This window comes from Paenibacillus sp. BAC0078, assembly GCF_054483875.1.
The window spans coordinates 207,898-234,136 of the sequence record NZ_JBTLRW010000003.1 but is presented as its reverse complement, the minus strand read 5'-3'; the positions used below and the strand labels follow the sequence as shown (position 1 = coordinate 234,136).

The 26,239-nt window shown below is 52.2% G+C and carries 23 protein-coding genes and 2 tRNA genes; 23 read left to right on the top strand and 2 right to left on the bottom strand.

Going from position 1 to position 26,239, the window contains the following annotated elements:
• Nucleotides 1-84 precede the first annotated feature (84 nt).
• The 8 genes from pgeF (at nt 85) to ACX1DY_RS07935 (ending at nt 8,739) form a co-directional block, all read left to right on the top strand.
• Nucleotides 85-939, top strand: a complete 855-nt coding sequence (gene pgeF, locus ACX1DY_RS07970) for a peptidoglycan editing factor PgeF (protein WP_458963654.1) — start codon at nt 85-87, stop codon at nt 937-939.
• A gap of 3 nt (nt 940-942) precedes the next feature.
• Complete coding sequence (locus ACX1DY_RS07965; protein ID WP_458963653.1) at nt 943-1,638, top strand: YggS family pyridoxal phosphate-dependent enzyme; 696 nt, start codon at nt 943-945, stop codon at nt 1,636-1,638.
• On the top strand, nt 1,638-2,081 hold the full coding sequence (locus ACX1DY_RS07960; RefSeq protein ID WP_019909340.1) for a cell division protein SepF: 444 nt from the start codon (nt 1,638-1,640) through the stop codon (nt 2,079-2,081). The genes ACX1DY_RS07965 and ACX1DY_RS07960 overlap by 1 nt, the downstream gene beginning before the upstream one ends.
• Nucleotides 2,082-2,088: 7 nt before the next feature.
• Nucleotides 2,089-2,361, top strand: a complete 273-nt coding sequence (locus ACX1DY_RS07955) for a YggT family protein (protein WP_458963652.1) — start codon at nt 2,089-2,091, stop codon at nt 2,359-2,361.
• 1 nt (nt 2,362) lies between these two features.
• Nucleotides 2,363-3,145 (top strand): YlmH family RNA-binding protein, encoded by a 783-nt coding sequence (locus ACX1DY_RS07950; RefSeq protein ID WP_458963651.1) that lies wholly within the window; start codon nt 2,363-2,365, stop codon nt 3,143-3,145.
• A gap of 266 nt (nt 3,146-3,411) precedes the next feature.
• A complete protein-coding gene (locus tag ACX1DY_RS07945) occupies nt 3,412-3,897 on the top strand; it encodes a DivIVA domain-containing protein (protein WP_019909345.1) in 486 nt (161 codons plus the stop codon).
• Nucleotides 3,898-4,857: 960 nt separating this feature from the next.
• The gene (ileS, locus tag ACX1DY_RS07940; RefSeq protein ID WP_458963917.1) at nt 4,858-7,950 is read left to right on the top strand and encodes an isoleucine--tRNA ligase; all 3,093 of its coding nucleotides are present in this window, start codon (nt 4,858-4,860) and stop codon (nt 7,948-7,950) included.
• 486 nt (nt 7,951-8,436) lie between these two features.
• Entirely contained in the window at nt 8,437-8,739 is a 303-nt protein-coding gene (locus tag ACX1DY_RS07935) for a DUF5665 domain-containing protein (protein WP_051128246.1), read from the top strand.
• 33 nt (nt 8,740-8,772) lie between these two features.
• Here the strand turns inward: ACX1DY_RS07935 and ACX1DY_RS07930 are convergent, their stop codons facing one another.
• Nucleotides 8,773-9,504: a TraR/DksA C4-type zinc finger protein gene (locus tag ACX1DY_RS07930; RefSeq protein ID WP_458963650.1), complete on the bottom strand. Its 732-nt coding sequence runs from the start codon at nt 9,502-9,504 to the stop codon at nt 8,773-8,775.
• A 238-nt stretch (nt 9,505-9,742) separates the two neighbouring features.
• On the opposite strand from ACX1DY_RS07930, the gene lspA reads away from it, so the two are divergent.
• From lspA to ACX1DY_RS07860, 14 genes are all read left to right on the top strand, one after another.
• On the top strand, nt 9,743-10,246 hold the full coding sequence (gene lspA / locus ACX1DY_RS07925) for a signal peptidase II (RefSeq protein ID WP_458963916.1): 504 nt from the start codon (nt 9,743-9,745) through the stop codon (nt 10,244-10,246).
• Nucleotides 10,243-11,214, top strand: coding sequence for an RluA family pseudouridine synthase (locus ACX1DY_RS07920; protein WP_458963649.1), 972 nt, complete (start codon nt 10,243-10,245; stop codon nt 11,212-11,214). The genes lspA and ACX1DY_RS07920 overlap by 4 nt, the downstream gene beginning before the upstream one ends.
• A gap of 98 nt (nt 11,215-11,312) precedes the next feature.
• Nucleotides 11,313-12,566, top strand: coding sequence for an LL-diaminopimelate aminotransferase (locus tag ACX1DY_RS07915; RefSeq protein ID WP_458963648.1), 1,254 nt, complete (start codon nt 11,313-11,315; stop codon nt 12,564-12,566).
• A 533-nt stretch (nt 12,567-13,099) separates the two neighbouring features.
• The gene (gene pyrR, locus ACX1DY_RS07910; protein WP_458963647.1) at nt 13,100-13,678 is read left to right on the top strand and encodes a bifunctional pyr operon transcriptional regulator/uracil phosphoribosyltransferase PyrR; all 579 of its coding nucleotides are present in this window, start codon (nt 13,100-13,102) and stop codon (nt 13,676-13,678) included.
• Between the two features lies 1 nt (nt 13,679).
• Nucleotides 13,680-14,588 carry an aspartate carbamoyltransferase catalytic subunit gene (locus tag ACX1DY_RS07905; protein WP_458963646.1) on the top strand — a complete coding sequence of 303 codons (909 nt, stop codon included), beginning with the start codon at nt 13,680-13,682 and terminating at the stop codon, nt 14,586-14,588.
• A gap of 109 nt (nt 14,589-14,697) precedes the next feature.
• Nucleotides 14,698-15,972, top strand: a complete 1,275-nt coding sequence (locus ACX1DY_RS07900; RefSeq protein WP_458963645.1) for a dihydroorotase — start codon at nt 14,698-14,700, stop codon at nt 15,970-15,972.
• 134 nt (nt 15,973-16,106) lie between these two features.
• Nucleotides 16,107-17,285 carry a glutamine-hydrolyzing carbamoyl-phosphate synthase small subunit gene (gene carA / locus ACX1DY_RS07895; protein ID WP_458963644.1) on the top strand — a complete coding sequence of 393 codons (1,179 nt, stop codon included), beginning with the start codon at nt 16,107-16,109 and terminating at the stop codon, nt 17,283-17,285.
• Nucleotide 17,286: 1 nt separating this feature from the next.
• Nucleotides 17,287-20,508, top strand: a complete 3,222-nt coding sequence (gene carB / locus ACX1DY_RS07890; protein ID WP_458963643.1) for a carbamoyl-phosphate synthase large subunit — start codon at nt 17,287-17,289, stop codon at nt 20,506-20,508.
• 152 nt (nt 20,509-20,660) lie between these two features.
• The gene (pyrF, locus tag ACX1DY_RS07885) at nt 20,661-21,419 is read left to right on the top strand and encodes an orotidine-5'-phosphate decarboxylase (RefSeq protein ID WP_458963642.1); all 759 of its coding nucleotides are present in this window, start codon (nt 20,661-20,663) and stop codon (nt 21,417-21,419) included.
• Nucleotides 21,416-22,057, top strand: coding sequence for an orotate phosphoribosyltransferase (pyrE, locus tag ACX1DY_RS07880; protein ID WP_458963641.1), 642 nt, complete (start codon nt 21,416-21,418; stop codon nt 22,055-22,057). Before pyrF ends, pyrE begins: the two co-directional genes overlap by 4 nt.
• 246 nt (nt 22,058-22,303) lie before the next feature.
• Nucleotides 22,304-23,803: an ABC transporter substrate-binding protein gene (locus ACX1DY_RS07875; protein ID WP_458963640.1), complete on the top strand. Its 1,500-nt coding sequence runs from the start codon at nt 22,304-22,306 to the stop codon at nt 23,801-23,803.
• 118 nt (nt 23,804-23,921) lie between these two features.
• Entirely contained in the window at nt 23,922-24,086 is a 165-nt protein-coding gene (locus ACX1DY_RS07870) for a hypothetical protein (protein ID WP_019909365.1), read from the top strand.
• An 83-nt stretch (nt 24,087-24,169) separates the two neighbouring features.
• Nucleotides 24,170-24,246 (top strand) — tRNA-Met (locus ACX1DY_RS07865).
• A 44-nt stretch (nt 24,247-24,290) separates the two neighbouring features.
• Nucleotides 24,291-24,364: transfer RNA gene (locus ACX1DY_RS07860), tRNA-Ile, on the top strand.
• 32 nt (nt 24,365-24,396) lie between these two features.
• On the opposite strand, the gene ACX1DY_RS07855 is transcribed toward ACX1DY_RS07860, so the two are convergent.
• On the bottom strand, nt 24,397-24,612 hold the full coding sequence (locus ACX1DY_RS07855; protein WP_458963639.1) for a hypothetical protein: 216 nt from the start codon (nt 24,610-24,612) through the stop codon (nt 24,397-24,399).
• Between the two features lie 713 nt (nt 24,613-25,325).
• Here ACX1DY_RS07855 and ACX1DY_RS07850 point away from each other — a divergent pair.
• The gene (locus ACX1DY_RS07850; RefSeq protein WP_458963638.1) at nt 25,326-26,171 is read left to right on the top strand and encodes a pirin family protein; all 846 of its coding nucleotides are present in this window, start codon (nt 25,326-25,328) and stop codon (nt 26,169-26,171) included.
• Nucleotides 26,172-26,239: the final 68 nt, after the last annotated feature.

The following is a 26,239-nucleotide window of genomic DNA, read 5'->3' as shown; positions in this document are numbered from 1 at the left end:
TCTGGATTGTGGGGATGTATTAAATCATGGAGTCGTGGCGCAAAGGGAAGGAATCTTGTGGTACACTTAGGCGGAGGTGAAGATATGGAACCGTTTATGCAAAAGGGCGGAACGCCCGCGCTGCTTCATCTGGAGCCTTGGCGTACGAAGCATTCAGCAATCACGGCTGGGTTCACAGGCAGGCAGGGCGGTATAGGCAAGGCGCCTTATGACAGCTTTAATTGTGCCCTTCATGTTGGGGATCAGCCGGAGGCTGTACTCGGGAACCGTTCATTGCTTGCCGAGAGCCTTGGCTTTACGTTGCAGGACTGGACCTGCGGAGAGCAAACACATGGAAAAGATATAGCAGTGGTTAAAGCGGAAGACCGCGGCCGCGGCAGCCTGGACAGAGCATCTGCTTTTCAAGCTACGGATGGTCTGCTTACGAGTGTGCCGGGAGTGCTGCTGACCTCCTTTTATGCCGACTGTGTCCCTCTATATTTCTACGATCCGCATCAGCAGGTGGTTGGCTTGGCTCATGCAGGCTGGAAGGGAACCGTGGCGGAGATTGCTGCTGCGATGGTGTCCAGAATGGAATCGGTGTACGGCAGCCGCCCTCAGGATATTCTTGCGGGTATCGGTCCCTCCATTGGCGACTGCTGCTACGAGGTGGATGATTATGTGATGAATCACGTCCGCCGCCTTGAGGTGGAACTGGCAGGGATTGCTTACGGGGCTGGACAGAGCTTATACAGAAATTCGGAAGCAGACGCAGGCAAAAGCATGCTGAACTTGAAAGAAATGAATCGACGCATTATGATTAAAGCAGGAATATTGCCGACTCATATCGAATGTACATCATGGTGTACAAGCTGTAATCACGATTTGTTCTTTTCTTACCGGAAGGATAACGGAGTTACAGGGAGAATGACGAGCTGGATCGGAATAAAGGAGAGTTGAAACTTGGCGACACTACAGGAAAGAATAGCCGGGGTAGAGGAACGTGTAGCACGGGCCTGTGCGGCAAGCGGCAGGGATGTGGCGGACGTCAAGGTTATCGCAGTGACAAAATATGTGTCTCTGGAAACAGTATCCGCTGTGCTGGACGCCGGTCTTGAGGATATTGCGGAAAGCCGCTGGCAGGATGCCGAACACAAATGGAACGCCCTGGGGCATAAGGGAACCTGGCATTTCATCGGACATTTGCAGACCAATAAGGTTAAGGATGTTATCGGTAAATTTCAATATATACACTCGCTTGACCGCTTGTCTCTGGCCCGGGAATTGCATAAAAAGGCTGAGGCTTTGGGACTTACCGTAAACGTTTTTCTCCAGGTGAATATTTCAGGGGAAGATACAAAGTTTGGATTGCCGCCTGAAGCGGTACCGGGGTTTCTGCGTGAAATCTCAGGCCTAGACCGCATTAAGGTGGTTGGACTTATGACGATGGCGCCTTATGAAGCTGAACCAGAGGAGACCCGCCCGGTATTCCGGGGGCTCCGTGAGCTGCGCGATGAGCTCAATCTGCTAGCTTTGACACCTGAGCCTATACAAGAGCTGTCGATGGGAATGTCGAATGATTTTGAAGTGGCGATACAGGAAGGAGCCACCCAGGTGCGCCTGGGTACGGTATTAGTAGGTCATGAGGAGGGAGCCTGATGGGCGTGATGAACCGGTTTATGAGTTTTTTGGGCTTGCAGGAGGAAGAGGAAATTGTAGAGCGGGAACAAATTTCCCGCGATGAAGAAGAATACGAGCCCGCCCCTGTAGAAACCCGCAAAAATCAGCGGGCTAACGTCGTCAGTATCCATTCGCAAAAAAATGTGAAGGTCGTGCTGTATGAGCCCCGTTCATACGAGGAGGCACAGGAAATTGCCGATCATCTGAGATCCCACCGTACGGTGGTCATCAACCTGCAGCGGGTGCGTAATGATCAGGCGATGCGCATTATTGATTTTCTCAGCGGAACTGTTTATGCCCTGGGCGGAGGAATCTCCAAAATTGGGGGCAATATATTTATGTGCACACCGGATACGGTTGAAATCCAAGGTTCCATTACGGAAATTCTGAGTGACGATCAAGACTATAACAGAATGAGGTGAATGGGCTTTGTCCCAAATAAATCTAATTATTGAACTTCTATACAACATCTACTTTGTTATGATTATTCTGTACGTTCTTATGTCTTGGTTGCCGAATGTTCGTGACAGCTTTATCGGAGAATTGCTGGGCAAGCTGGTGGAACCCTACCTGACTCCGTTTCGGCGGTTCATTCCGTCACTGTTCGGAACGATTGATGTCTCTCCAATCATTGCGCTGTTCGTGCTTGAGTTCGCTAAGAACGGATTGAAGTATCTACTTTGGTATATTTTAGGCAGCTAAGATGAAGAATGAAATTTACGGACATTTTCACCCCGATGAGCGGCAATTTGTAGATAAGGCCTGGGAATGGGTTACCCATGCAGGTCAGTATCATGAGACGAAGCTGACTGAATTTCTGGACCCCCGGCAGTGCTACATACTGCAGACGCTTGTGAACCGGCATCCTGACGTATCGGTAAGATGGGAAGGCGGTTCTGAAGAGGCTGAGCGAAAGCGGGCGCTGGTGGCCCCTGATTATCGCGAGCTCGCGGGTGAGGATATGGAGCTGAAGGTTCTGGCCATTTCCTCGGGAGAACAGAAATTTTTGGATCTGGAGCATGGCGATTATATGGGCGCTATTCTTGGACTAGGTATTAAAAGAGGAAAAATCGGCGACATCCATGTGCTGGAGGACGGTTGTCATGTTGTTGTGGCAGCGGATATTGCCGATTATTTGGCTATGAATTTAACCGGTGTGCACCGGATTAACGTCAGTACGGAAATTTTGCCGCTGTCAGCTCTACGCAGAAGCAGTGTCAAATTGGAGACGATGGAGCTGACAGTCGCTTCCCTGCGGCTGGATGGCATCGCTGCGGATGTTACCCGGCTCAGCCGGAGTAAAATTCTTGCACCTATCAAAGCGGGAAGAGTCCGCATCAACTGGAAAGTGGAAGAGGACCCTTCCTGCGGGCTTAAAGACGGTGATATGATCTCCATCCAAGGTTTTGGACGGTTTAAGGTTTTGGAGATCGGCGGTTTGACGAAAAAAGGCCGCTACCGTGTCCGGATCGGCAAATTTGTCTGAAAGGCATGCAGGAATCCGGCTTTGCTTGTCGAAATTGATTATCTCTAGGGAAGCAAACATTTTGTATGCTGTACGCCGATATTTGTAGAAGAGGCGGACCCTGAAGCGGCAGCCGAATGAAATCTTGCCATTCGCCGTATACTTGAACTATATGGATGTGCGGACGGCGCAGCCGTTTTTACTTGATACAGTCTTTCTTCTATGTCTGCGGGACAGATAAGAGTTCAGGGGCATAAGAGGTCCGAAATTTCTAGGAGGTGCACAGCATGCCATTAACACCGCTCGATATACATAACAAGGAGTTCTCCCGGAGAATCCGCGGTTATGATGAAGACGAGGTCAACGAATTTCTGGATCAGGTCATCAAGGATTATGAGAGTGTCATCCGTGAGAACAAAGAGCTGCATAACCAGCTATTGTCCATGCAGGAGCGTCTCGATCATTTTGTGAATATCGAAGAGAGCCTGTCTAAGACGATCCTCGTTGCTCAGGAAGCTGCAGATGATGTAAAGAATAACTCCAAAAAAGAATCACAGCTGATCATCAAGGAAGCCGAGAAGAATGCAGACCGGATCATTAACGAAGCCTTGTCCAAATCCCGCAAGGTAGCGATTGAGACGGAGGAGCTGCGCAAGCAGGCTTCGATCTACCGTACCCGGTTCCGGACCCTGCTGGAAGCACAACTGGAGCTGCTGTCCACAGATGACTGGAATGCTTTGGAGAGCCGTGAAGTGAGTGAGAACGCGCTTTAAAAGGTTGTAATGGGTACATCCTGTTTTGCCGGGATACTCATGTTGCACACCTCCTCCAATATTGACTTTTCACCCAAAAACGTCTATAACTAGATCATATCTGTATCGTTATATTTATTCGATGACGGGACAAGTACGATAAGGTAACGTTCTCCAGAGAGTCGGTGATTGCTGCGAGCCGATGGTTCAAGCCTTGTTCGGAAGATCTTCCCCTAGAAGCGAAGCTGAAGCGTAGAATACGTGTGTAAGCCTGGCCGTCTGCCGGACGTTATCCCGGACCCGCGTGGTAATCTGTGCGCGGAACTGAGATTGTGCTGAATACACTCCCCCTGAGGATGTGCATGAGGTGCAGAATTAGGGTGGTATCGCGAGCGTCGTCTCGCCCCTTTGGGGGTGGGGGGACGCCTTTTTGTGTGTGGGCATCCCCCTAAATCCCCCTTCTAAGGGGGACCCCAAGGGCTGGCCGCCCTCTGGACACCCGCAACAAGGGATTATCGCGGAAAGATGGGCGTTTGCGGAAGGGAAAGGATTTGTTCGGCGGGGGAGCGGCCCTTCTTAGGCTCCCCTGGCGGGGACGCCTGCGGGGCCTTACATGCACAAGGGCAAAGGGCACAAAGGCAAAGTGCAAGGCCCAGGCCCAGAGCTGCCCTAACGGGTTCGCGGGCCGGGTTCCAAAGGCAAAGCAAGAGCAGCGGCGGGCTTCGCCCCACGCCGCAAGGCCCCCGGCCCAGTGCTGCCCTGACGGGTTCGCGGGCCGGGGGGCCTGAGGTGGAGCGTGCCGCTTGCGGCGATAAGCGGGCATTACAACCAAACAAGATCAAAAACCGCCTCTCCCCGGAACATAGACAACTTTCCGGGTGTCCAGAGGGCGGAGCCCTTGGGGCCCTCCCTTGGCTAAGGGAGGGTTTGGGAGGGATCGAAATTACTGCGGAAATTACCATGGAAGGATTGACCATCACTATGCAAAAAGTAGATGTCAGAGAAAAAGCGCGGGCGAGAGACGTCCGCATTCTGAAGAAATGGAGCGACGAAAATACGTTCCGCAAATCTATGGAGAACCGCGCAGGCCGTCCGAACTACGTGTTCTATGAAGGGCCGCCTACCGCAAATGGCGTACCGCATATCGGACACGTGCTGGGCCGCGTAATCAAGGACTTTGTCGGCCGTTATCAGACGATGAAGGGCTACCGCGTTGTACGCAAAGCGGGCTGGGATACACACGGCCTGCCGGTAGAGCTGGGCGTACAGAAGAAGCTGGGGATCTCCGGGAAGCAGGAGATTGAGGAATATGGTGTTGAGAAGTTCATCAAGGAGTGCAAGGACAGCGTATTTGGGTATGAGAAGCAGTGGCGCGAGTTCACGGAAGCCATCGGCTACTGGACCGATCTGGATAATCCGTATGTTACCCTGGACAACACCTACATTGAAAGTGTATGGAACATCCTGGCTACGGTGCATGAGAAAGGGCTTCTGTACCGCGGACACCGCGTAAGCCCGTATTGCCCGAGCTGCCAGACTACCCTGAGCTCGCACGAAGTGGCGCAGGGCTACAAGACGGTCAAGGATCTTAGTGCAACGGCCAAGTTCAAGCTGAATGGCAGCGGCGACTATGTGCTGGCCTGGACCACCACGCCTTGGACCCTTCCGGCGCATATGGCGCTGGCGATGAACCCGGATATGGAATATATCCGCGCCCAGCAGGAAGACGGCGTGTATGTACTCGCGAAGAACCTCGTGGATGATGTGCTGAAGGGCGAGTATACGATCCTGTCCACACATAAAGGTACGGATTTTATCGGCCAAAGCTACACTCCGCCGTTCGGCTACATCAAGGCGGAGAAACACAATGTAATCGTCGGTGCGTCCTTTGTTACGGATTCCAGCGGTACCGGGATCGTGCATATGGCTCCGGCGCATGGTGAAGATGACTACAAGAGCTGCCGCGAGAACGGCATCAGCTTCGTGAATGTGGTGGATGCCTCCGGTAAATATACCGATGTGGTTTCGGATTTTGCCGGACGGTTCGTGAAGGAGTGCGATCTGGATATCGTGAAGGTGCTCTCCGAGAAAGGGCTGCTGTACAACAAGGAGAAATACGAGCACAGCTACCCGTTCTGCTGGCGCTGCGATACTCCGCTGCTCTACTATGCAACAGACAGCTGGTTCATTAAAACAACAGCCATCAAGGATGAGCTGATTGCCAACAATAATAGCGTGGACTGGTATCCTGAGCATGTGCGTGAAGGCCGCTTCGGCAAGTTCCTGGAGGAGCTGGTGGACTGGAATATCAGCCGTAACCGCTACTGGGGGACTCCGCTGAATATCTGGGTTTGCCAGGACACGGGCAAGGAATTTGCGCCGCACAGCATCGCGGAGCTTCGTTCAATGGCGATTGGCGAAGTCGCCGAGGATATCGAGCTGCATAAGCCGTATGTGGACAACATCAAGCTGCGCAGCCCGTTCAGTGAAGGCGGAGTGATGGTGCGAACCTCCGAGGTCATTGACGTCTGGTTCGATAGCGGCTCGATGCCGTTCGCGCAAAGCCATTATCCGTTTGAGAATGAAGATACGTTCGAGGATCAGTATCCGGCGGATATGATCTGCGAAGGGATCGACCAGACCCGCGGCTGGTTCTACAGCCTGCTTGCCGTATCGACGCTGTTCAAGGGCAAAGCGCCTTACAAAGCGGTTATCGCGCACGGCCACATCTTCGATGAGAACGGCCAAAAAATGTCCAAATCTAAAGGCAATGTCATCGATCCTTGGGAAATCATGAACGAATACGGCACTGACGCCTTCCGCTGGGCGATCCTGTCCGACAGCGCGCCTTGGAACAACAAACGCTTTTCACGCGGCCTGGTCGGTGAGACCAAATCCAAGGTTGTGGATACGCTGGTCAACACGCATGCGTTCCTGACGCTGTATGCCGGCATCGACGGCTATGATCCTGCGGATCATCCGTTCAAGGTATCCAAGCACAAGCTGGACCGCTGGATTCTGTCCCGCCTGAACAGTCTGATCCTTGTGGTCGATAAGGGCCTGTCCGTCAATGATTTTGTCAATACGTCCAAAGCGGTTGAGAATTTCGTGGATGAGCTGAGCAACTGGTATATCCGCCGTTCGCGCGACCGGTTCTGGGGCAGCGGCCTTGGGGAAGAGAAGCTTGACGCTTACCGTACATTGACGCATGTGCTTTTGACTACAGCTACACTGCTGGCTCCATTTATGCCGATGCTGTCCGAGGATATCTTTACGAACCTGGGCGGCGGAGAAAGCGTGCATCTGGCTGACTATCCGTCCGCTGACGAGAGCCTGATCGACCTTGAACTGGAACAGGACATGGAGAGCGCGCGACAAATCGTTGAGCTGGCCCGCAACGTCCGCAACGAATCGGGCATCAAGACGCGTCAGCCGTTGTCTGAGCTGATTGTGTCGATCGACCGCAGCTTCCATGTGGCTGATTATGAAGAGATCATCAAGGATGAGATCAATGTCAAAGAGATTGTGGTGGAGAACAGCGACAGCGGGTTTGTTGATTTTACACTCAAGCTGAACCTCAAGGTAGCCGGTAAAAAATACGGCAAAAACGTTGGCTTCCTGCAAGGCTTCCTGAAAGGGCTGGACAGCGACGCTACCCGTAAAACGGTACAGGATGGCGTTATTTCCATTGTTTCACCTGAAGGGGAAGAGCTGCAAATCACCGCCGAGGAGCTGCTTGTGGAGAAACAGGCCAAATCGGGCTTTGCTGCGGCATCCGGCTACGGGCTTACTGTGGCGCTGAATACCGAAATCACGCCTGAGCTGGTGCAGGAAGGCTGGGTCCGCGAGGTCGTGCGGGCGGTTCAGGATTACCGCAAACGTCTGGATCTGCCAATCGAAAAGCGGGTTGCGCTGACTCTGAAGGTAGACGATGAGCTGAAGGCTGCGGTAACGGCGTTTGAACATGTGCTTCGCGAGAATGTGCTGGTGACTACGGTTGATTTTGACGGGGAGCAAACCTTTGAGTCGGTGGATGCCGGCGGCAAAACCATCGGAATTCATATCGGAGTCTAAACCTCTGTATTACCTGTCCCTAAATGGCATATACTAAGTATGCGTTCAGCGCAAATAGTATATAAACTTCCGTTTTGCTGATAAAAATGCCGCTGTTGATCATTCGACTACAGTTCGCAGGCATACTAGCGGCAAAGGAAAAGGTTCTATGGGTTAGAGGCAAAATGACGAGCCCGGTGCTTAAAGAGAGTCTTCTCTCTTTTGACCGGGCTCGTTTACTTTGTGGAACTATAGAGTGACGCTAGGGAGGAGTCAGACACCATGGAGGGACGGAAAGAGGACAAGATGAGCACTTGGAAAACCGGGAGAATCTCGATTCGGACAGCAGGGGCAGGCAGCGGCATGGATAGGATTGGGGAGATTAGGCGGGAGGTTCATTCCTCAGAGTCGGTTCAGCATAAGCAGCAACGCTCAGAGAGTCGGAATGCAGCCAGCAATGTTCATTCTCCGGCGGATTCCGGTGGGGGAAACCGTGATCTGCAAGACATGCCGCAGGAAGAGAAGCTGAACGCCGTCTACCGGCTGACCAGGGGACTGGTGCAGCAAATGGAGAAGGCCAGGATTGCCGAGTATACAGAGCTGCTCAATTCTCCCTTGCGGCTGATTTGGCTGAATATTTTGTCAGGCGTCGCGCGTGGACTGGGGATTGCGCTGGGCTTTACTTTTTTTGCGGCGACGATTATTTATGTGCTTCAGGTGCTTGGCGCGTTAAATCTGCCGATCATCGGCGATTACATTGCAGACATTGTGCGGATTGTACAGCATCAGCTTGAGCTGAAGACCTTTTGACGGGAGATCAACAACAAAGAGGAGCAGCACCGGCTACTCCCTTTCTCTTTTACTCAGCGGGTCCAGCAGATGGCTGCCTTCCTCACTGTCCATATAATGGCGGTAGCTTGATCCCTTGATAACTGTCACATGGTTTCCGGCGATATCGGTGGCAATGAAGTTCTCCCAAGGCTCCACGAAGCCTTCGTTTTCGTCAGCTTCAATCTCCATATCATTATATGAAGAAATGTCACTGTCCTCGGCCATGGCGGGGGAATTCGAGCTGCCCCAGCTTTCAACAATTTGCCAGGCGTCTTCGCCGTCAAAGCCATTTTGATCCTCACGCTCGTCCAGGCTGGTGCGTCCAAAGGGCGGAGACAGCAGCTCTTCTTCAACCGGACGCGTGAAATGCGCGTTTTGGCGGGGGTTATGCTCTTTGCAAAAACGGGTAGCCGGGACTGCCGACAGACGTTCGAAGGAAATCGCTTCACCGCAAACGGCACAGCTTCCGTAGGTTCCTTTTTCCATGGCGGACAACGCGGCGTCAATATTATCCAGCTCATGTTCATCCCGCTCCAGCAGGGAGATATCTATTGAGCGGTTGTACAGCTCCGTGGCGGCATCGCCGGGATGATTGTCGATTTCGGACAGCTCTCCGGTTGAATCGCGCATGGCATCCTGCAATCCGTAGTGCTCATTGTTCCGCAGTCTGTGGCTGATTTCCTGCTGCTGCCGCAGCAGTTCTGTATGCAGCCCGGAGAGCTGCTGTTGTGTCAGATGGCTCATAGGAGGTCGCTCCTTTCTATTGCTTAAGGCAGGCTTTTCACCGGCGTAGACCGGCTTCCTTCTCTGATAGCTTGACCGGGGAAGCCCATTTTTAGCGCTGGAAAATAGTCCTATGACCGGATGCATTGTATGCGCGCGCAATAGACGGCTTCTTGAGGCCTGTGCTACAATATACAAGTCTTTATACAGAATTCGCACCGCCCTCAGCGGGAAAAATAAGAACGGAGTGACAACTTCTGTGGTGTACTATCTGATAGCGCTAATCGTATTTTTGATCGACCAGGGTACCAAGTATTTGATTGCTACCCGGCTGGAGATCGCAGAACAGATTCCGGTTATCAAGGATTTCTTCATTATCACCTCCCACCGCAACCAAGGAGCCGCTTTTGGGATTCTTCAGGGACAGCAGTGGTTCTTTTTCCTGATCACCGTTATAGTTGTTGCTGGTATCGTCTGGTACCTCAATAAGGCGAAAGCTACCCGGAAGCTGCTGCCTACCGCACTCGCACTCGTGCTGGGCGGAGCTGTAGGCAATTTTCTGGACCGGATGCTGAACGGCGAAGTGGTTGACTTCCTGATGTTCAATTTCGGCAGCTACACCTTCCCGATCTTTAATGTCGCCGATTCCTGCATTGTCATTGGGGTGGCGCTGATTATTCTCGATACACTGCGTGATGTGAAGGGCGGAGAGGAAATTACCGAAGTTAAGGAATCCAAGGAAGTCAAAGAAGGGAATGAATGAGTTTGAACAAGGACGTCAATGAGCAGGCGGCATCCATTGCCTCCGATGAAGAAAGGGACGTCACCGAATGGACGGTTGCCGGGGAGAATGCCCGGGAGCGGATTGATAAATACATTACGGAGTCTTGGGAAGAGGAGATTTCGCGCTCCCAGGTGCAGCAGTGGATCAGCGGTGGTCATGTTACGGTCAACGGAGGTCCGGTAAAAGCCAACTATAAGCTGGCGGAAGGCGATATGGTCGCTGTTACTGTTCCTGAAGCCGAGGTAACCGATTTGATTGCGGAGGATATTCCGCTTGAAGTGGCATATGAAGACAGCGATGTTATCGTGGTGAACAAACCCCGCGGCATGGTTGTGCATCCGGCAGCCGGTCACCCTTCCGGCACTTTAGTCAACGCGCTGATGTATCACTGCAAGGACCTGTCCGGCATTAACGGCGAGATCCGTCCCGGCATTGTGCACCGCATCGACAAGGATACCTCAGGGCTGATTATGGCGGCCAAAAATGATCTGAGCCACGCTTCGCTCGCAGCCCAGCTCAAGGAGCATAGTGTAACACGCCGATACATAGCGGTTGTGCACGGCAATCTGTCCCATGATCAGGGAACGGTGGATGCACCTATCGGCCGTGATCCGCATGACCGCAAGCTGTATACGGTAACGGAGAAGAACAGTAAACGTTCCGTGACCCATTTTACCGTATTGGAACGTTTTGGAGATTGCACATTGCTGGAGCTGCAGCTCGAAACCGGACGCACCCATCAGATCCGTGTGCATATGAAGTTTATCGGTCATCCGCTCGTTGGCGATCCGGTCTATGGACGCAGCAAGGGAATCACGATGAACGGACAAGCTTTGCACGCCGCTGTACTGGGATTTGTGCATCCTTCCACCGGTGAGTATATGGAGTACAGTGCGCCAATTCCGGCGGATATGGAAGAAGTGCTGTTCATGCTGCGCAGCAGATAAATACAAATTAAGTGATTATAAATCTATGGTTTTGAAGGCAGCTTTGCTTCATATTTAGATTATGAGAATAATACAAACCAGGAGATGAAATGAAGATTATGAGTATTGAACAATATCAGGATACTTTTATTCAGACTAATTTTGCGGACCGCATCGGCGGTGCGAACTATGGCAAAGACACAGCCATCTACAAATTTGAGAAAATCAAACGCGCCAAAGCATCGGCGAAGCAGGATTTCCCGAATATTGAGCTGATTGATATGGGCGTCGGCGAACCGGATGAAATGGCGGATGCAGGCATTGTTGCGAAGCTTGCTGAAGAAGCTGCCAAGGAAGAAAACCGCGGATATTCCGACAACGGGATTCCTGAATTTAAAGTTGCCGCTGCAGCTTATTTGAAGGAAGTATTCCGTGTGGAAGGCATCGACCCTGTTACTGAGGTTGTGCACTCTATCGGTTCGAAGCCGGCACTGGCGATGCTGCCATCCTGCTTCATCAACCCGGGCGATATCACAATCATGACAGTTCCGGGTTATCCGGTGCTGGGCACCCACACCAAATATCTGGGTGGACAAGTGTACTCAGTGGAGCTCAAGAAGGAAAATAACTTCCTGCCTGACCTGAGCTCTATTCCTGAGGACGTTGCCCATAAGGCCAAGCTGCTCTACCTGAACTATCCGAACAATCCGACAGGCGCAAGCGCAACTCCTGAATTTTTCAGCGAGGTTGTCGCCTGGGCGAAGAAATATAATGTAGTAGTCATTCACGATGCTCCATATTCCGCCTTGACATATGACGGCTTGAAGCCTCTCAGCTTCCTGTCTGTGCCTGGTGCGAAGGATGTCGGCGTAGAACTGCATTCCCTGTCCAAATCGTACAACATGACGGGCTGGAGAATCGGGTTCGTAGCCGGTAATCCGCTCGTTGTCAAAGCGTTCAGCGATGTGAAGGACAACAATGACTCCGGTCAATTCATCGCTATTCAAAAGGCAGCAGCCTACGGCCTCGCCCATCCAGAGATCACCGAAGCGATTGCCGACAAGTATTCCCGCCGCCACAACATGCTGGTGGATGCATTGAACAGCCTGGGCTTCCATGCTGAGAAGCCTAAGGGTTCTTTCTTCCTCTACGTAGCTGCACCGAAAGGTGTTAAGGGCGGACGCCGCTTTGAATCCGGTGAGGACTTCTCGCAATACCTTATCCGCGAGAAGCTGATCTCCACCGTGCCTTGGGATGATGCCGGCGCATTCGTCCGTTTCTCCGTCACCTTCATCGCCAAGGGCGAAGAGGAAGAGAAGCGTGTCATTTCCGAAATCAAGCGCCGCCTGAGCGACGTTGAATTTGAATTTTAATTTATTTTGTTCCTGTAAGCTGCCGTGGAGAAATCTGCGGCAGCTTTTTTTGCTTCTATCCCTTGAACTAAAAATTAAATGTTATGGTGCAAGCAGTGGAGGAGAATTTTGGAACTGGAGGAGCGAACGCGTTCGCCTTTGTCTGCGGATTTCCACCGTGAAGAGCGGTATAAATAATAGAAATCTGCAGACAACAGCGACCGGAAGTCCAAACATTCCCCGCAGCTGCGGCCGTCACCATACCAAACTGTGTTTTTTGTTCCTTCCCCCATTTGACACCTGCCGCAACATCTGTCATAATTCTTGTAATTGAATATGCGCCTTTAATTCAGTCCCGTGAGGCTGGCAAGGTAACGTGAATCGAGGTTCGCGAATTTAGAGAGGAATCCGTATGTGTACGGAGGGTCTTTCTCTGCGCGCGGACACGCCATCTTTTTGAATCTGCGGATTTCACTCCTTGCCTGCTTTGGGCAAGGAGTTTTTTGTTTTCTGGGAACTTGAACAGGCGATCAAGCAGGAGGATGGCAGGGATTATGGTTACTGAGAAAAATGTCATTATGGACGAAACGGCAATCCGCCGGGCGCTGTCACGCATTGCTCATGAGATTTTGGAGAAGAACAAAGGTATTGAGAATTGCCTGTTGGTGGGCATCCGCACACGCGGGATATATTTGGCGCAGCGGATTGCGGAACGTATCAAGGAAATTGAAGGAGTCGAAATTCCTTACGGCGAGCTGGACATCACGCATTACCGCGATGACCGTGAGGGCGGCGACAACCGCGAAGCTATGGACCTTGCGGTGGTGAACAGCAATCTGACGCTGCCAGCTAACTGCGGAGGCATTCACGACAAAAAAGTGATTTTGTTCGATGATGTGCTCTACACCGGCCGCACGATCCGCGCTGCGATGGATGCGCTGATGGATTGCGGACGGCCGCGGATGATTCAGCTGGCTGTACTGGCGGACCGTGGACACCGGGAGCTTCCCATCCGGCCCGACTATATCGGCAAGAACGTACCTACCTCCAGGCATGAGCAGATTGAAGTGGCGCTGACTGAGTTCGATGGCAAGGACGAGGTATACATTATTTCCAACCGGGAGGAACGATAACATGATGACAGCAACCAAGGTGAAGGAACGCAGTCTACTGGGAATAAAGGATCTGGACCGGACGGAGATTCTGCAGCTTTTGAACAGAACGGCATACTGGGACAATCAGGCCGAGAAGCTGACACCGGTGCTGAGAACGCATTTTGTGGCGAATATGTTTTTTGAGAACAGCACGCGTACCCGGTTTTCCTTTGAAATGGCTGAGAAACGGCTTGGCGTTCAAGTGCTTAACTTCACGGCTGCTGCTTCCAGTGTTGAAAAAGGCGAGTCGATCTACGACACCGTACGCACGCTGGAGTCGATGGGAATCGACGCCGGAGTGGTGCGGTTGAAGCCTGCGGGTGTGCTGCAGCAGCTTGCAGAGAAGGTATCCATTCCGTTGATCAATGCGGGAGACGGCAACAACGAGCATCCGACGCAGGCGCTGCTGGATCTGTATACGATGAGCAAAAATTTTGGAGAGTTTAAGGGCCTAAAGGTTTCAATCATCGGAGATATTATGCATAGCCGGGTAGCCCGTTCCAACCTGTGGGGACTAACGAAAATGGGTGCTCACGTGCAGTTCTGTGCCCCGGACAGCATGAAGGCTCCTGAGCTTGCCGAATTCGCACCTTACGTTAGCATGGAGGAAGCGCTGAAAGCGGATGTGGTCATGATGCTGCGCGTACAGCTTGAACGTCATGCTACAGGGATTCTGCAGTCGGCGGAAGAATACCGCAAGCAGTATGGACTTACCGAAGAGCGCGCCGCGAAGCTGGACAAGAATACGATCATCATGCACCCTGCCCCGGTGAACCGGAACGTCGAAATTGACGATGCAGTGGTGGAAAGCGACAAATCGCGGATTTTTCCTCAGATGGCGAATGGAGTGCCGGTACGCATGGCTGTAATGGAAAGAGCGATCCACTAAAAAACCTGACAACTTCCGCTTTAATAAATATACACAAAGATGAATTTTTATTATATAATAACTACAGAGCCCGCGGCTGTGGCCTGCGGGTAGAAGGAGAATCAGAACCGTGATCATCAAGAACGCCAGTGTACTGAATGAGAAAGGCGTGCTGGAGCGCAAAAATATCGTAGTGCAGGATGGGATTATCTCAGCAATCGAGAGCGAAATCGAGGCTGTAGACGGAGCAGGAGAGATCATTGAAGCTGATGGCAAGCTGCTGATTCCCGGACTGATTGATATGCACGTGCATCTGCGCGAGCCTGGCTTTGAGCATAAGGAAACGGTGGAGACCGGGGCCCGTTCGGCTGCCAAGGGCGGCTTTACGACAATTGCTTGTATGCCGAACACGCGGCCGGTAACGGATAGCCCGGAGATTGTGCAGTTCGTGAAGGATAAAGCGCGTGAAGCCGGACTGGTGAAGGTACTGCCTTATGCAGCGATTACCAAGAATGAGCTTGGACGCGAGCTGACTGATTTTGCCGCCTTGAAGGAGGCTGGTGCAATCGGGTTCACGGATGATGGGGTAGGCGTGCAAAGCGCCCAGATGATGAAGGATGCGATGAAGATCGCCGCAGGGATGGATATGCCGGTAATTGCCCACTGCGAAGACAACTCGCTGGTTGAGGGCTGTGCGGTAGCCGAAGGCACTTTTGCCGACAAGCATGGTCTGAAGGGAATCCCAAATGAATCGGAAGCGATTCATGTCGGCCGCGATATTCTGCTTGCTGAAGCAACCGGCGTTCACTACCATGTCTGCCATGTCAGCACAGAGCAATCTGTCCGGCTGATCCGTCAGGCGAAGGAAATCGGCATCAAGGTAACCGCTGAGGTATGCCCGCATCATCTGCTGCTCTCGGAGGAAGACATTCCCGGCATGGATGCCAATTGGAAAATGAACCCGCCGCTGCGCTCGCGCCGCGATGTAGAGGCCTGCATCGCCGGTCTGCTGGACGGCACGCTTGATATCATCGTTACTGACCATGCGCCGCACAGTGAAGAAGAGAAGGCCAAAGGCATGCAGCTTGCACCGTTTGGCATCGTTGGCTTTGAGACGGCATTCCCGCTGCTGTACACAGCTTTTGTGGCAACAGGCAAATGGGACCTGTCACTGCTGGTACAGCGCATGACGGCTGATCCGGCCCGGGTTTTCCGGCTGAATACGGGCAGCCTTACGGTTGGTGCACCAGCGGACTTGACACTGATTGATCTGACGACAGAGAAGGAAGTAGATCCTGCTTCGTTTGCCAGCAAAGGGCGCAACACTCCTTTTGCCGGATGGAAGCTTAAAGGCTGGCCGGTTAAGACATGGGTAGACGGCAGAGCCGTATGGACTGAAGAATAACTGACGGACTGGTGGAGCGGAGTTGCCGGCTGTATGGGGCAGGTAGAACATACAGCGGCATTTTCGCGCGCACACTCCGGCAGACATGGAAGACATAAGAATCAGACTACAGAAACAAGAAGGAGTGGAAGGGAATGCAGGCAAGATTGCTGCTACAGGACGGTACGCTGTTTACAGGCACCGCATTTGGCGCGGAAGGCGAAAAGACGGGCGAGGTTGTTTTTAACACAGGGATTACAGGTTATCAGGAGGTGCTGTCAGACCCTTCCTACTGCGGCCAGATCGTCACAATGACTTATCCGCTGATCGGAAACTACGGCATTACCCGGGATGACTTTGAATCGGTTCGTCCCTTTGTGCACGGCTTTGTCGTACGCCGCCATGAGGCGGTTCCCAGCAACTGGCGCGCTGAATACAGTGTGGACGACTTGCTGAAGGAATACGGCATTCCCGGAATCAGCGAGATTGATACACGGATGCTGACCCGCATTATCCGCCACTACGGCACTATGAAGGCAATCCTGACCACTTCTAACAAACGTGTGGAAGAGCTGATGGAGATGATGGGCGACACTTCAATTGAAGAGCTGCGCAACCAGGTTGCCCGCACTTCTACCACTACAACCTACAGCAGCCCGGGCACCAAGGAACGGATCGTGCTTGTCGATTACGGCGCAAAGACGGGTATCCTGCGCGAACTGAACAACCGTGGCTGTGATGTCGTTGTCGTGCCGCATGATGTAACAGCCGATGAGATCCGTCGCCTGAACCCGGATGGCATTCAGCTCTCCAACGGCCCTGGGGACCCCAAGGATGTGCCGTATGCGGTGAAGACGATCTCCGAGCTGCTCGGTGAATATCCGATCTTCGGGATCTGCCTGGGCCATCAATTGTTTGCACTGGCTTGCGGTGCAGATACAGAAAAGCTTAAATTCGGCCATCGCGGCGGCAACCATCCGGTGAAGGAGCTGGAGAGCGGACGCTGCTTCATTACCTCACAGAACCACGGCTACACGGTCAACGAGGACTCTGTGAAGAGCACCGAGCTTGAAGTTACGCACATCAACAACAATGACAAGACCATAGAAGGCTTGAAGCATACCCGCTATCCCGCATTTTCCGTGCAGTACCATCCGGAAGCGGCGCCGGGACCGCATGACAGCAGTTATTTATTCGACCGTTTCCTGCAAATGATCGCTGATCATAAAGCCAATAGACCTGCCGTCACAAGACAGGCACAGCTTGCGGCTAACGCCAGAATCACGGCCCCAACCATTACACCGCAGCTTGAAGCCGTGAAAGGAGCTCTATAACATGCCAAAGAACGATAAGCTTAAAAAGATCCTCGTCATCGGCTCCGGCCCGATTGTCATCGGCCAAGCCGCCGAGTTCGACTATGCCGGAACACAGGCCTGCCAGGCCCTCAAAGAAGAAGGCGTAGAGGTTGTGCTGATCAACAGCAACCCGGCCACAATTATGACCGATACCAATATGGCCGACAAGGTATACATCGAGCCGATTACTCTTGAATTCGTTACCGGAATTATCCGTCAGGAGCGTCCGGACGGCTTGCTGCCGACCCTGGGCGGACAGACCGGCCTGAATATGGCTGTGGAGCTGGCGCGCGCAGGCGTACTGGAGCAGGAGAATGTGAAGCTGCTGGGTACACAGCTAGAGTCCATTGAGAAGGCGGAGGACCGCGATCTGTTCCGCGAACTGATGCGTGAGCTGGATCAGCCTGTACCAGAGAGCACGATTATCACAAGTGTGGAAGAAGCTATGGACTTCGCAGCCGGAATCGGCTATCCGCTGATCGTGCGGCCTGCTTACACGCTGGGCGGAACCGGCGGCGGGATTTGCGATAACGAAGATGAGCTGCGCGAAACCGTCAAAGCGGGTATCCGCTACAGCCCAATTGGCCAATGTCTGGTGGAGAAGAGCATCGCCGGCATGAAGGAAGTTGAATATGAGGTTATGCGCGATGCGAACGATAACTGCATCGTGGTCTGCAACATGGAGAACTTCGATCCGGTCGGCGTGCACACAGGCGACAGTATCGTTGTAGCGCCAAGCCAGACCTTGTCCGACCGTGAATATCAAATGCTGCGCAGCGCTTCGCTGAAGATTATCCGTGCGCTGAATATCGAAGGCGGCTGCAACGTGCAGTTCGCGCTGGACCCGCAGAGCTATCAATATTATGTCATTGAAGTGAACCCGCGTGTCAGCCGCTCCTCGGCATTGGCATCCAAGGCGACCGGCTACCCGATTGCCAAGATGGCGGCCAAAATCGCCCTCGGCTATACGCTGGATGAAATCGTCAATCCGGTGACCGGCCAGACCTATGCCTGCTTCGAGCCGACCCTCGACTATATCGTCAGCAAAATTCCGCGCTGGCCGTTCGACAAGTTCATCTATGCGAACCGCAAGCTGGGCACGCAGATGAAAGCGACCGGTGAGGTAATGGCGATTGGCCGTACCTTTGAAGAGTCGATTCACAAGGCCATTCGTTCTTTGGAAATCGGTCTTCACCGTTTCCGTCTTCCGGGTGCGGAGAAGCTGGAGGACAGCGTGCTGCGCACAAGACTGGCGAAGGCAGACGATGAGCGCCTGTTCCTGATCGCCGAGGCGTTCCGCCGTGGCTATGATCTGCAGGAAATTCAGGATATCACAAGTGTGGACTGGTGGTTCCTCTCCAAGATCGAGGGGCTGGTGAACTTTGAAGAGGTGCTTCGCAGTGAAGAAACGCTGTCGGCGGAAACACTCTATCAAGCGAAGCGCAAGGGCTTCACCGACCGGGCGATTGCTGAGATTCGCGCAGAGGGCCGTTCCGGCCTTAAGCAGACACAGGAATCCGACGTTCGTGAGCTGCGTCTGCAGCAAGGGCTGACTCCTGTTTTCAAAATGGTAGATACCTGCGCAGCCGAGTTCGAAGCATCCACACCGTACTACTACTCGACTTATGAGACGGAGAATGAGGTTATTCATTCCGACAAACAAAAAGTAGTCGTGCTCGGCTCCGGTCCGATTCGCATCGGCCAGGGGATTGAATTTGACTACTCTACAGTGCATGCGGTATGGGCAATCCAAAAAGCCGGCTATGAAGCCGTAATTATCAATAACAATCCAGAGACGGTGTCTACGGATTTCAATACCTCGGACCGGTTGTATTTTGAGCCGCTGTTCTTCGAGGATGTTATGAACGTAATCGCCCAGGAGAAGCCAATCGGCGTTATCGTGCAGTTCGGCGGACAGACGGCAATTAATCTTGCTGCACCGCTGGCTGCTGCGGGTGTGAATATTCTGGGAACCAGCCTGGACAGCATCGACGAAGCTGAGGACCGCAAGAAGTTCGAAGCGCTGCTGGCCCGTCTGGATATCGCTCAACCGAAGGGCAAGACAGTCATCAACATCGACGAGGCGGTAGAAACTGCGCAAGCTCTCGGTTATCCGGTTCTGGTCCGTCCTTCCTACGTGCTGGGCGGCCGCGCAATGGAAATTGTCTACAACGATGCGGAGCTGTTGAGTTATATGGCTGAAGCGGTGAAGGTCAATCCGGAGCATCCGGTCCTGATCGACCGTTATATGCTCGGTAAAGAGGTTGAGGTTGATGCCATCTGTGACGGTGAGACGGTTGTAATCCCGGGCATTATGGAGCATGTAGAGCGCGCAGGGGTCCACTCCGGCGACTCCATCGCCGTATACCCGCCGCAGTATCTGAATGAAGATCTGAAGCAGAAGATTACCGACATCACCATCAAGATCGCCAAAGAACTGAAGACCATCGGGCTGGTGAATATCCAGTTTGTTATCTATCAAAATGAAGTGTATGTTATCGAGGTTAATCCGCGTTCCTCGCGTACGGTTCCTTTCCTGAGCAAGGTAACAGGCATTCCAATGGCTAATCTTGCAACCAAGGTCATTCTCGGCGGCAAGCTGAAGGAAGACGGGTATACAGAAGGCCTCTGGCCGGAGAGCGAGTATGTGTCGGTAAAAGTGCCGGTGTTCTCTTTTGCCAAGCTGCGCAGAGTAGAGCCTACGCTCGGACCGGAAATGAAATCGACCGGCGAGGTTATGGGCCGCGACAAGCTGTACGCCAAAGCTCTGTATAAAGGCTTGATTGGCGCAGGAATGAAAATTCCGGCAACTGGAGCCATCATCGTTACGGTAGCGGACAAAGACAAGGCGGAAGCGGTAGAGCTGATGAAAGGCTTCCACGCCATGGGCTACAAAATCATTGCCACCGGCGGCACAGCGCTTGCCCTCGAACAGGCGGGACTGAACGTGATGAACGTCAACAAACTGGATGAAGGAGAGCCGACCATCCTCGATCTGATTCGCGGAGGGCAAGCCAACTTCGTCTTCAATACCTTGACCAAAGGCAAAACGCCGGAGCGCGACGGCTTCCGCATCCGCCGGGAAGCAGTGGAGAACGGCGTCGTATGTATGACATCGCTTGATACCGTGACCGCGCTGCTGAGAATGCTGCAGACGATCAACTTCTCGTCACAGTCGATGCCTGCCTTTGTCGGACAATAATCTATCGAAGCATAGCCCGGCCTGTACAGGCGGGATAACGGGAACGGTTTGCGTTAGCGCAGACCGTTCCGCTATGCCCGGGGCCTTAGAATACTTTATTTTTTATCAACAAGCCGTGCGGTGTGCCGCATGGGTTAGGAGCGGGTAGTACTATGGCAAAAGAAGAGGATCAGCAAGTCGGGAAGCATAAGGAAATGGCAGGACGCCTGATGGTCGCCCTTGATGTGCCGGATGTAGCCCAGGCTAGACTTTTGATCGAGAAGCTGGAAGGTATTCCTTGTTATATGAAGGTTGGCATGCAGCTTTTCTATGCGGCTGGACCTGACTTTATCAGAGAGCTGAAGGCGCGCGGCTATTCCGTATTTCTCGATGTCAAAATGCATGATATCCCCAACACCGTGCGCGGCGGAGCGGAGAGCCTGACGCTGCTGGGAGTGGATATGTTCAACGTTCACGCTGCTGGAGGCAAAACAATGATGGCGGCGGCGCTGGAAGGCGCAGCGAAGGCAGTCAGCCTGCATCCGTCGCTGCAGCTTCCGCTCATTATCGCGGTAACCCAGCTTACGAGCACCAGCCAGGAAATGATGAACACCGAGATTGGCATTTCCGGCGCAGTCACGGATACCGTTGTGCGCTACGCCAAGCTCGCGGCTGAGGCCGGCCTGCACGGCGTGGTAGCTTCGCCGCAGGAAGCAGCGGTGATTGCCGCTGCTTGCGGACCGGAATTCCGCACAGTAACACCGGGAATTCGTCCGGCAGGCGCTTCGCTGGATGACCAGTCCCGCGTAATGACCCCAGGACAAGCCATCCGTCAGGGCAGCCACTTCCTGGTTGTCGGACGTCCGATTACAGCGGCGGCGGACCCGCACCAGGCCGCACTTACCATTATTGAGGAGATGAGCCAAGCATGAGCCCATTATTGAATAAAAGTGAACAAGTTGCCCGTTACCTGCTGAAGATCGGTGCGGTGGCGCTGCGCCCGCAGGACCCTTTTACCTGGACCTCCGGCATTAAATCGCCAATCTACTGTGATAACCGCCTGACGCTGTCCTTCCCGGAAGTGCGCGGCTATATTGCCGATGCTTTCGTCGAGACGATTGCCAGCACCTACCCGGAAGCTGAAGTGATTGCAGGCACGGCTACCGCTGGCATTCCGCATGCAGCCTGGGTGGCTGACAAGCTGAACCTGCCGATGGCCTATATCCGTGACAAGGCCAAAGGCCACGGCAAACAGAACCAGATTGAAGGCTTGATCAAGCCAGGCCAAAAGGTCATCGTGATCGAAGACCTGATCTCCACGGGCGGTAGCTCCATTAAAGCTGCTCAGGCCGTTCAGGAAGCGGGAGGCATTCCGCTGGTCGTGCTGGCTATTTTCAGCTATGAGCTGGACCGTGCCACTGAAGCCTTCGCCGCTGCCGGTGTACCGCTGCAGACTCTCTCCAACTACACAACCCTGATTGATGTCGCGCTCGCCCAAGGCACCATTGCTGATTCAGATGTGGAGCTGCTGCAAGCGTGGCGCAAAGATCCTGCATCCTTTGGTGTATAAGATCAAAGAATAAGCACTCTTCAAATCCTCACCTCGGTGGGGATTTTTTTGATAATATACGGAAGATTGTCCCTGACTCCCACCTCAATATCTCACTCCCTCTCCCCCCATCCTATGAAGAAATCGTAGTGTATCTTTAAACTGCCTGTAACTTCCCCGCCCGCACAAATCTTTATAATGCTAAATATAGGAAAGGTTCATTTCCGTTAAGGGAGAGAACGAATTTTGCCGGGAGGGGATTTTTACATGAATAGTAAGGGAAACAGGGCGGCAGCTAAACGCTGGCTTTCACTTGGCATCTGTACGGCACTTGTGCTGCCGCTGACATCTGCAGGGGGGATTAGTGTCGCCGCCGAGGGCTCCAAGGTCTCTGAAGGCCAGCGGGTGCTGCGTATCGGAAGCTTGTGGAGCGGGGAGGACGATAATTATTTCCGCCAGCAGTTTACCGATCTCTATGAGCTGCAGCATCCCGAGGTCAAACTGGAGTTCGTTACGGCCATTGATACAGATAAGCTTCGCTTCGACTCCCAAAATCTCCAGGCGGGTCAGGATAATCTGGCCAGTATGCGGGCTATCATGGGTGGTGATAAGCCGGTGGATGTGGTTATCGGCGACAGTACGCTGCTTAAGAGACTGGCCGACGGTAATCTGGTAGAGCCGCTCCAGCCATTGATTGATCGGGATCATTACGATCTCAGCAATATGGCTCCAACGGTGCTGGAGGGTATACGTGATTTGGGCAGAGGGAATCTGTATGCGCTGGGGCCAGCCTTTACATCAAGTGCACTGTATTACAATAAAAAGATATTCGATGCTGCCGGAGTGGCATACCCTGAGAACGGGATGACCTGGGAGAAATTGTTCTCGGTCGCGTCAAAGGTCACCAAGGGTCCCGGAGACGTCAAAGACCGCATCTACGGATTAGCCATGAACCGCTTCTCGGGTGATCCCTTCTGGGATATGCAGAGCTACCTTTCTCCGCTTCAGCTTGCGATGTATGATAACAAAGGCGAGAAAATGACCGTTAATACTCCTGCCTGGAGCAAGGCATGGACCGACTACAGCAATCTTGTGAAGAAACAGATCATTCCGGGCTTGCATGAGACGATCTATCCGAATGAGGATACTCCTATCGCCAGTGACCTGTTTCTGAACAGTAGAGTTGCAATGGTAGTTGCCGATTACAGTTATATCTATGAGATTACGGCAGCCAAAAGGAATGCATCCCTCATTAAAAATTTTCAGCCTGTAGACTGGGGCATCGTTACAGTGCCTACCTTTGCTGAAAAGCCCGGAGTTGCTATGGGAACCTCGCTTAGCAGCTTGATGGCGATCAATACAATGGCGCAGAACAAAGAGGATGCCTGGGATCTGATCAAATTCATCAACAGTAACGAGGTTGCCAAAATCAAAGCCCATATTCATTACGAGCTGACTGCGCGCATGGATTATAATGTATCTCCGGAAAAGGGGATTAATCTTGCCCCATTCTTCAGCCAGAAGCCGCTGCCGGCAAATGATCCGGCGATGGACAGTCTGCAGGCGCGTCTGCCCGGAATCACCCAGATTAACGATGCCGGGCTGATATTATTCACTGAGGTGTATCGAGGCAAACGAACTGTCGCCAGTGCGCTTCAAGCCTGGGAGAAGCAGGGCAATCTCATGCTGAAGACGCTGCAGAAGGACCCTAATAAGTATTTTGATCTTTATAAGAGCTGGCCTGAGAAAAACGAGACGAAAAAATAGCACACCCATAAATTACACAGCCGCCGCCGGATTCCGGCGGCTTATTTTTGCGAAACTGGGCATGATATCTTTATAACCAGAGGGACCTTAATTTTGCGAAAAAGGAGAAGAAGGCATCATGAATTGGATATACTTCGCAAAGCTGTTCAGGACGAGGTTTCAAGCAGGCTGCCTGGCCAAAAGACTGGAGCAGGACGGCTGGATATACGGTTATCATGACCCCCGTTTTGTGGAAATTTATCGTTCGCGCAAGGGCCGCTATGGGGTACGCTTTCTGCCCTGATCACATTAACCAAAATCATCCTTGACTTTAACCCCGGATATGATGTATATTATCTATTGTCGCTGTTTGAATATGATTACTGACGCGGGGTGGAGCAGCCCGGTAGCTCGTCGGGCTCATAACCCGAAGGCCGCAGGTTCAAATCCTGCCCCCGCAACCAATTTATTTTCCAGACAGCCATTGTATATACGGAATCCTAGATCCGGGCCCTTAGCTCAGTTGGTTAGAGCGGTCGGCTCATAACCGATTGGTCACAGGTTCGAGTCCTGTAGGGCCCACTTCACTAAACCCCTTGCCTAGCAAGGGGTTTTTACTTTTTTGAAGTCTTATATTTCGACAAAGGTATTAATCTCATCACATGAATAATATCATCGTAAGGTATATATCTAACAGCCAGCCCATTCCGCAGCTTAACTTTAGTTTCCATAGAACTGTCCTCTGGAATCCCCATTACTATTTCCCCATCTTTTGTATGTACGCTTACCATTTGATTCTTTGCAAGCCCTATTTTTAGTTCTTTTAGCATAATCTACACTCCTTGATAAATAAAGATCCCGGATTTGTTTATTGAAATATGAGACCTATTAACTATATCGGATGAATGTACGCAAAGGCAAAATAATTTAATATAAGAAGGCTATATTTCCTTATCCACCGCCCATTAAGTGAGCAAGCCAAGGCTTTTGATAAAAGCTATGAATGCGGAGATGGTGCTCGGAAGGGCGGAAGCGGTCAGGGAGGGGGGCATTCCCTGTCACCTTTATCCTTTGGAGTGGCAGACGAGGCCCGTGATTTTTGTAATATGCTCCTTAAATGAGGTGCTTTGCAAGTAGCCCGAGGCAAAGGTCTGTATTGGAGCATATGAATACTCGAAACCTAACGGCCCACTTCACTAAACCCCGCTAGCGGGCAGGGTTGCCGGGTACTTTGGATTAAAGAAACTGGTAGGTTAGGAACGAACCGTAATGCGGAAGAAAGAAGAACATCGGAAAGCCGGATGAGGGAAAACCTCATGTCCGGTTTGATGAAGGGGGAGCTGGAAAAGTAAAGGGAACTTTTGTGGTAGTATTTTGTACGGGATTCATTTCTTCTCATGGCAAATTGTTGGTAAAACCACGTGATGGTAAAAGCTTTGACAAACAGTAAAGGGAGTTATAAAATAACTATATAAAAGAAAGTAAATATAAAAACAAAAGTTAAGATAGCAAACAATATCATCTTTACAGGAGGGGAATTGTTATGCAACATTCCAATGCGGTTAAACGGGATATTAGTGAAGTCAGAGAGGTTACACTATCTCAGGTGAGTTCTATCCATGCAGCCGGGCCGGTAATTGAACCGGGAGCCTGGGAGAAGAACGATCCTTTTTTATTGATGATGGAGGATCAGTTCCAGAAGGGGGCTTTTGACATCCATCCGCACCGTGGAATGGAGACGGTTACGTATGTGATTACCGGACAGATTGAACATTATGACACCCATAGCGGTGAAGGCGGCGTGCTTGGACCCGGGGATGTACAGTGGATGACTGCGGGGAGCGGCGTTGAGCATAACGAGGTCCCATCAGAGGGAGTTACGGCGCATTCACTGCAGCTATGGGTCAATTTGCCGAAGGTGCATAAAATGACACAGCCGCGCTATCAGAATTTAAAAAGTGAAGATATGCCTGTACGGAGAGAAGAAGGGGCAACAGTTAAGGTGTTTTCCGGCTCCTCCCGAGGCGTGACCGCTCTAACTCTAAATTATATTCCGGTTACGATGGCAGAAATGCACATTGAAGCAGGATATACAGTTACACAGGATTTACCCGGCAGTTACAATGGATTTATTTATGTTCTTGAAGGCAAGGGGACATTTGGCCGCAACAACATCGAGGCTTCCAAAGGACAGGTCCTATGGCTTGGTGAAGGAGGCAGCGGTGAGAGTGAAATTGACATTACTGCCACCCAACCGCTGTGGATTATACTATACGCTGGTGAACCCATTCACGAACCTGTAGTCGCCAGAGGTCCATTCGTAATGAACACCGAGAGAGAAATTACGGAAGCCTTCAGTGAGTATCGGCGGGGCACCTTTTTGAAATAAAAATCGGGATGCCCTGCAGAACGCTCTTCGGTTTCTTGGCTGGGGGAGCGTTTTGGAACGGAGGGAAT

Bases quoted from the DNA above. Each gene is read 5' to 3' on its own strand.
- pgeF (WP_458963654.1), top strand. From the start codon at position 85: ATGGAACCGTTTATGCAAAAGGGCGGAACGCCCGCGCTGCTTCATCTG.
- ACX1DY_RS07960 (WP_019909340.1), top strand. From the start codon at position 1,638: ATGGGCGTGATGAACCGGTTTATGAGTTTTTTGGGCTTGCAGGAGGAA.
- ACX1DY_RS07950 (WP_458963651.1), top strand. From the start codon at position 2,363: ATGAAGAATGAAATTTACGGACATTTTCACCCCGATGAGCGGCAATTT.
- ACX1DY_RS07945 (WP_019909345.1), top strand. From the start codon at position 3,412: ATGCCATTAACACCGCTCGATATACATAACAAGGAGTTCTCCCGGAGA.
- ileS (WP_458963917.1), top strand. From the start codon at position 4,858: ATGCAAAAAGTAGATGTCAGAGAAAAAGCGCGGGCGAGAGACGTCCGC.
- ACX1DY_RS07935 (WP_051128246.1), top strand. From the start codon at position 8,437: ATGCCGCAGGAAGAGAAGCTGAACGCCGTCTACCGGCTGACCAGGGGA.
- ACX1DY_RS07930 (WP_458963650.1), bottom strand. From the start codon at position 9,504: ATGAGCCATCTGACACAACAGCAGCTCTCCGGGCTGCATACAGAACTG.
- ACX1DY_RS07920 (WP_458963649.1), top strand. From the start codon at position 10,243: ATGAGTTTGAACAAGGACGTCAATGAGCAGGCGGCATCCATTGCCTCC.
- ACX1DY_RS07915 (WP_458963648.1), top strand. From the start codon at position 11,313: ATGAGTATTGAACAATATCAGGATACTTTTATTCAGACTAATTTTGCG.
- pyrR (WP_458963647.1), top strand. From the start codon at position 13,100: ATGGTTACTGAGAAAAATGTCATTATGGACGAAACGGCAATCCGCCGG.
- ACX1DY_RS07905 (WP_458963646.1), top strand. From the start codon at position 13,680: ATGATGACAGCAACCAAGGTGAAGGAACGCAGTCTACTGGGAATAAAG.
- carA (WP_458963644.1), top strand. From the start codon at position 16,107: ATGCAGGCAAGATTGCTGCTACAGGACGGTACGCTGTTTACAGGCACC.
- carB (WP_458963643.1), top strand. From the start codon at position 17,287: ATGCCAAAGAACGATAAGCTTAAAAAGATCCTCGTCATCGGCTCCGGC.
- pyrF (WP_458963642.1), top strand. From the start codon at position 20,661: ATGGCAAAAGAAGAGGATCAGCAAGTCGGGAAGCATAAGGAAATGGCA.
- pyrE (WP_458963641.1), top strand. From the start codon at position 21,416: ATGAGCCCATTATTGAATAAAAGTGAACAAGTTGCCCGTTACCTGCTG.
- ACX1DY_RS07875 (WP_458963640.1), top strand. From the start codon at position 22,304: ATGAATAGTAAGGGAAACAGGGCGGCAGCTAAACGCTGGCTTTCACTT.
- ACX1DY_RS07870 (WP_019909365.1), top strand. From the start codon at position 23,922: ATGAATTGGATATACTTCGCAAAGCTGTTCAGGACGAGGTTTCAAGCA.
- ACX1DY_RS07855 (WP_458963639.1), bottom strand. From the start codon at position 24,612: ATGCTAAAAGAACTAAAAATAGGGCTTGCAAAGAATCAAATGGTAAGC.
- ACX1DY_RS07850 (WP_458963638.1), top strand. From the start codon at position 25,326: ATGCAACATTCCAATGCGGTTAAACGGGATATTAGTGAAGTCAGAGAG.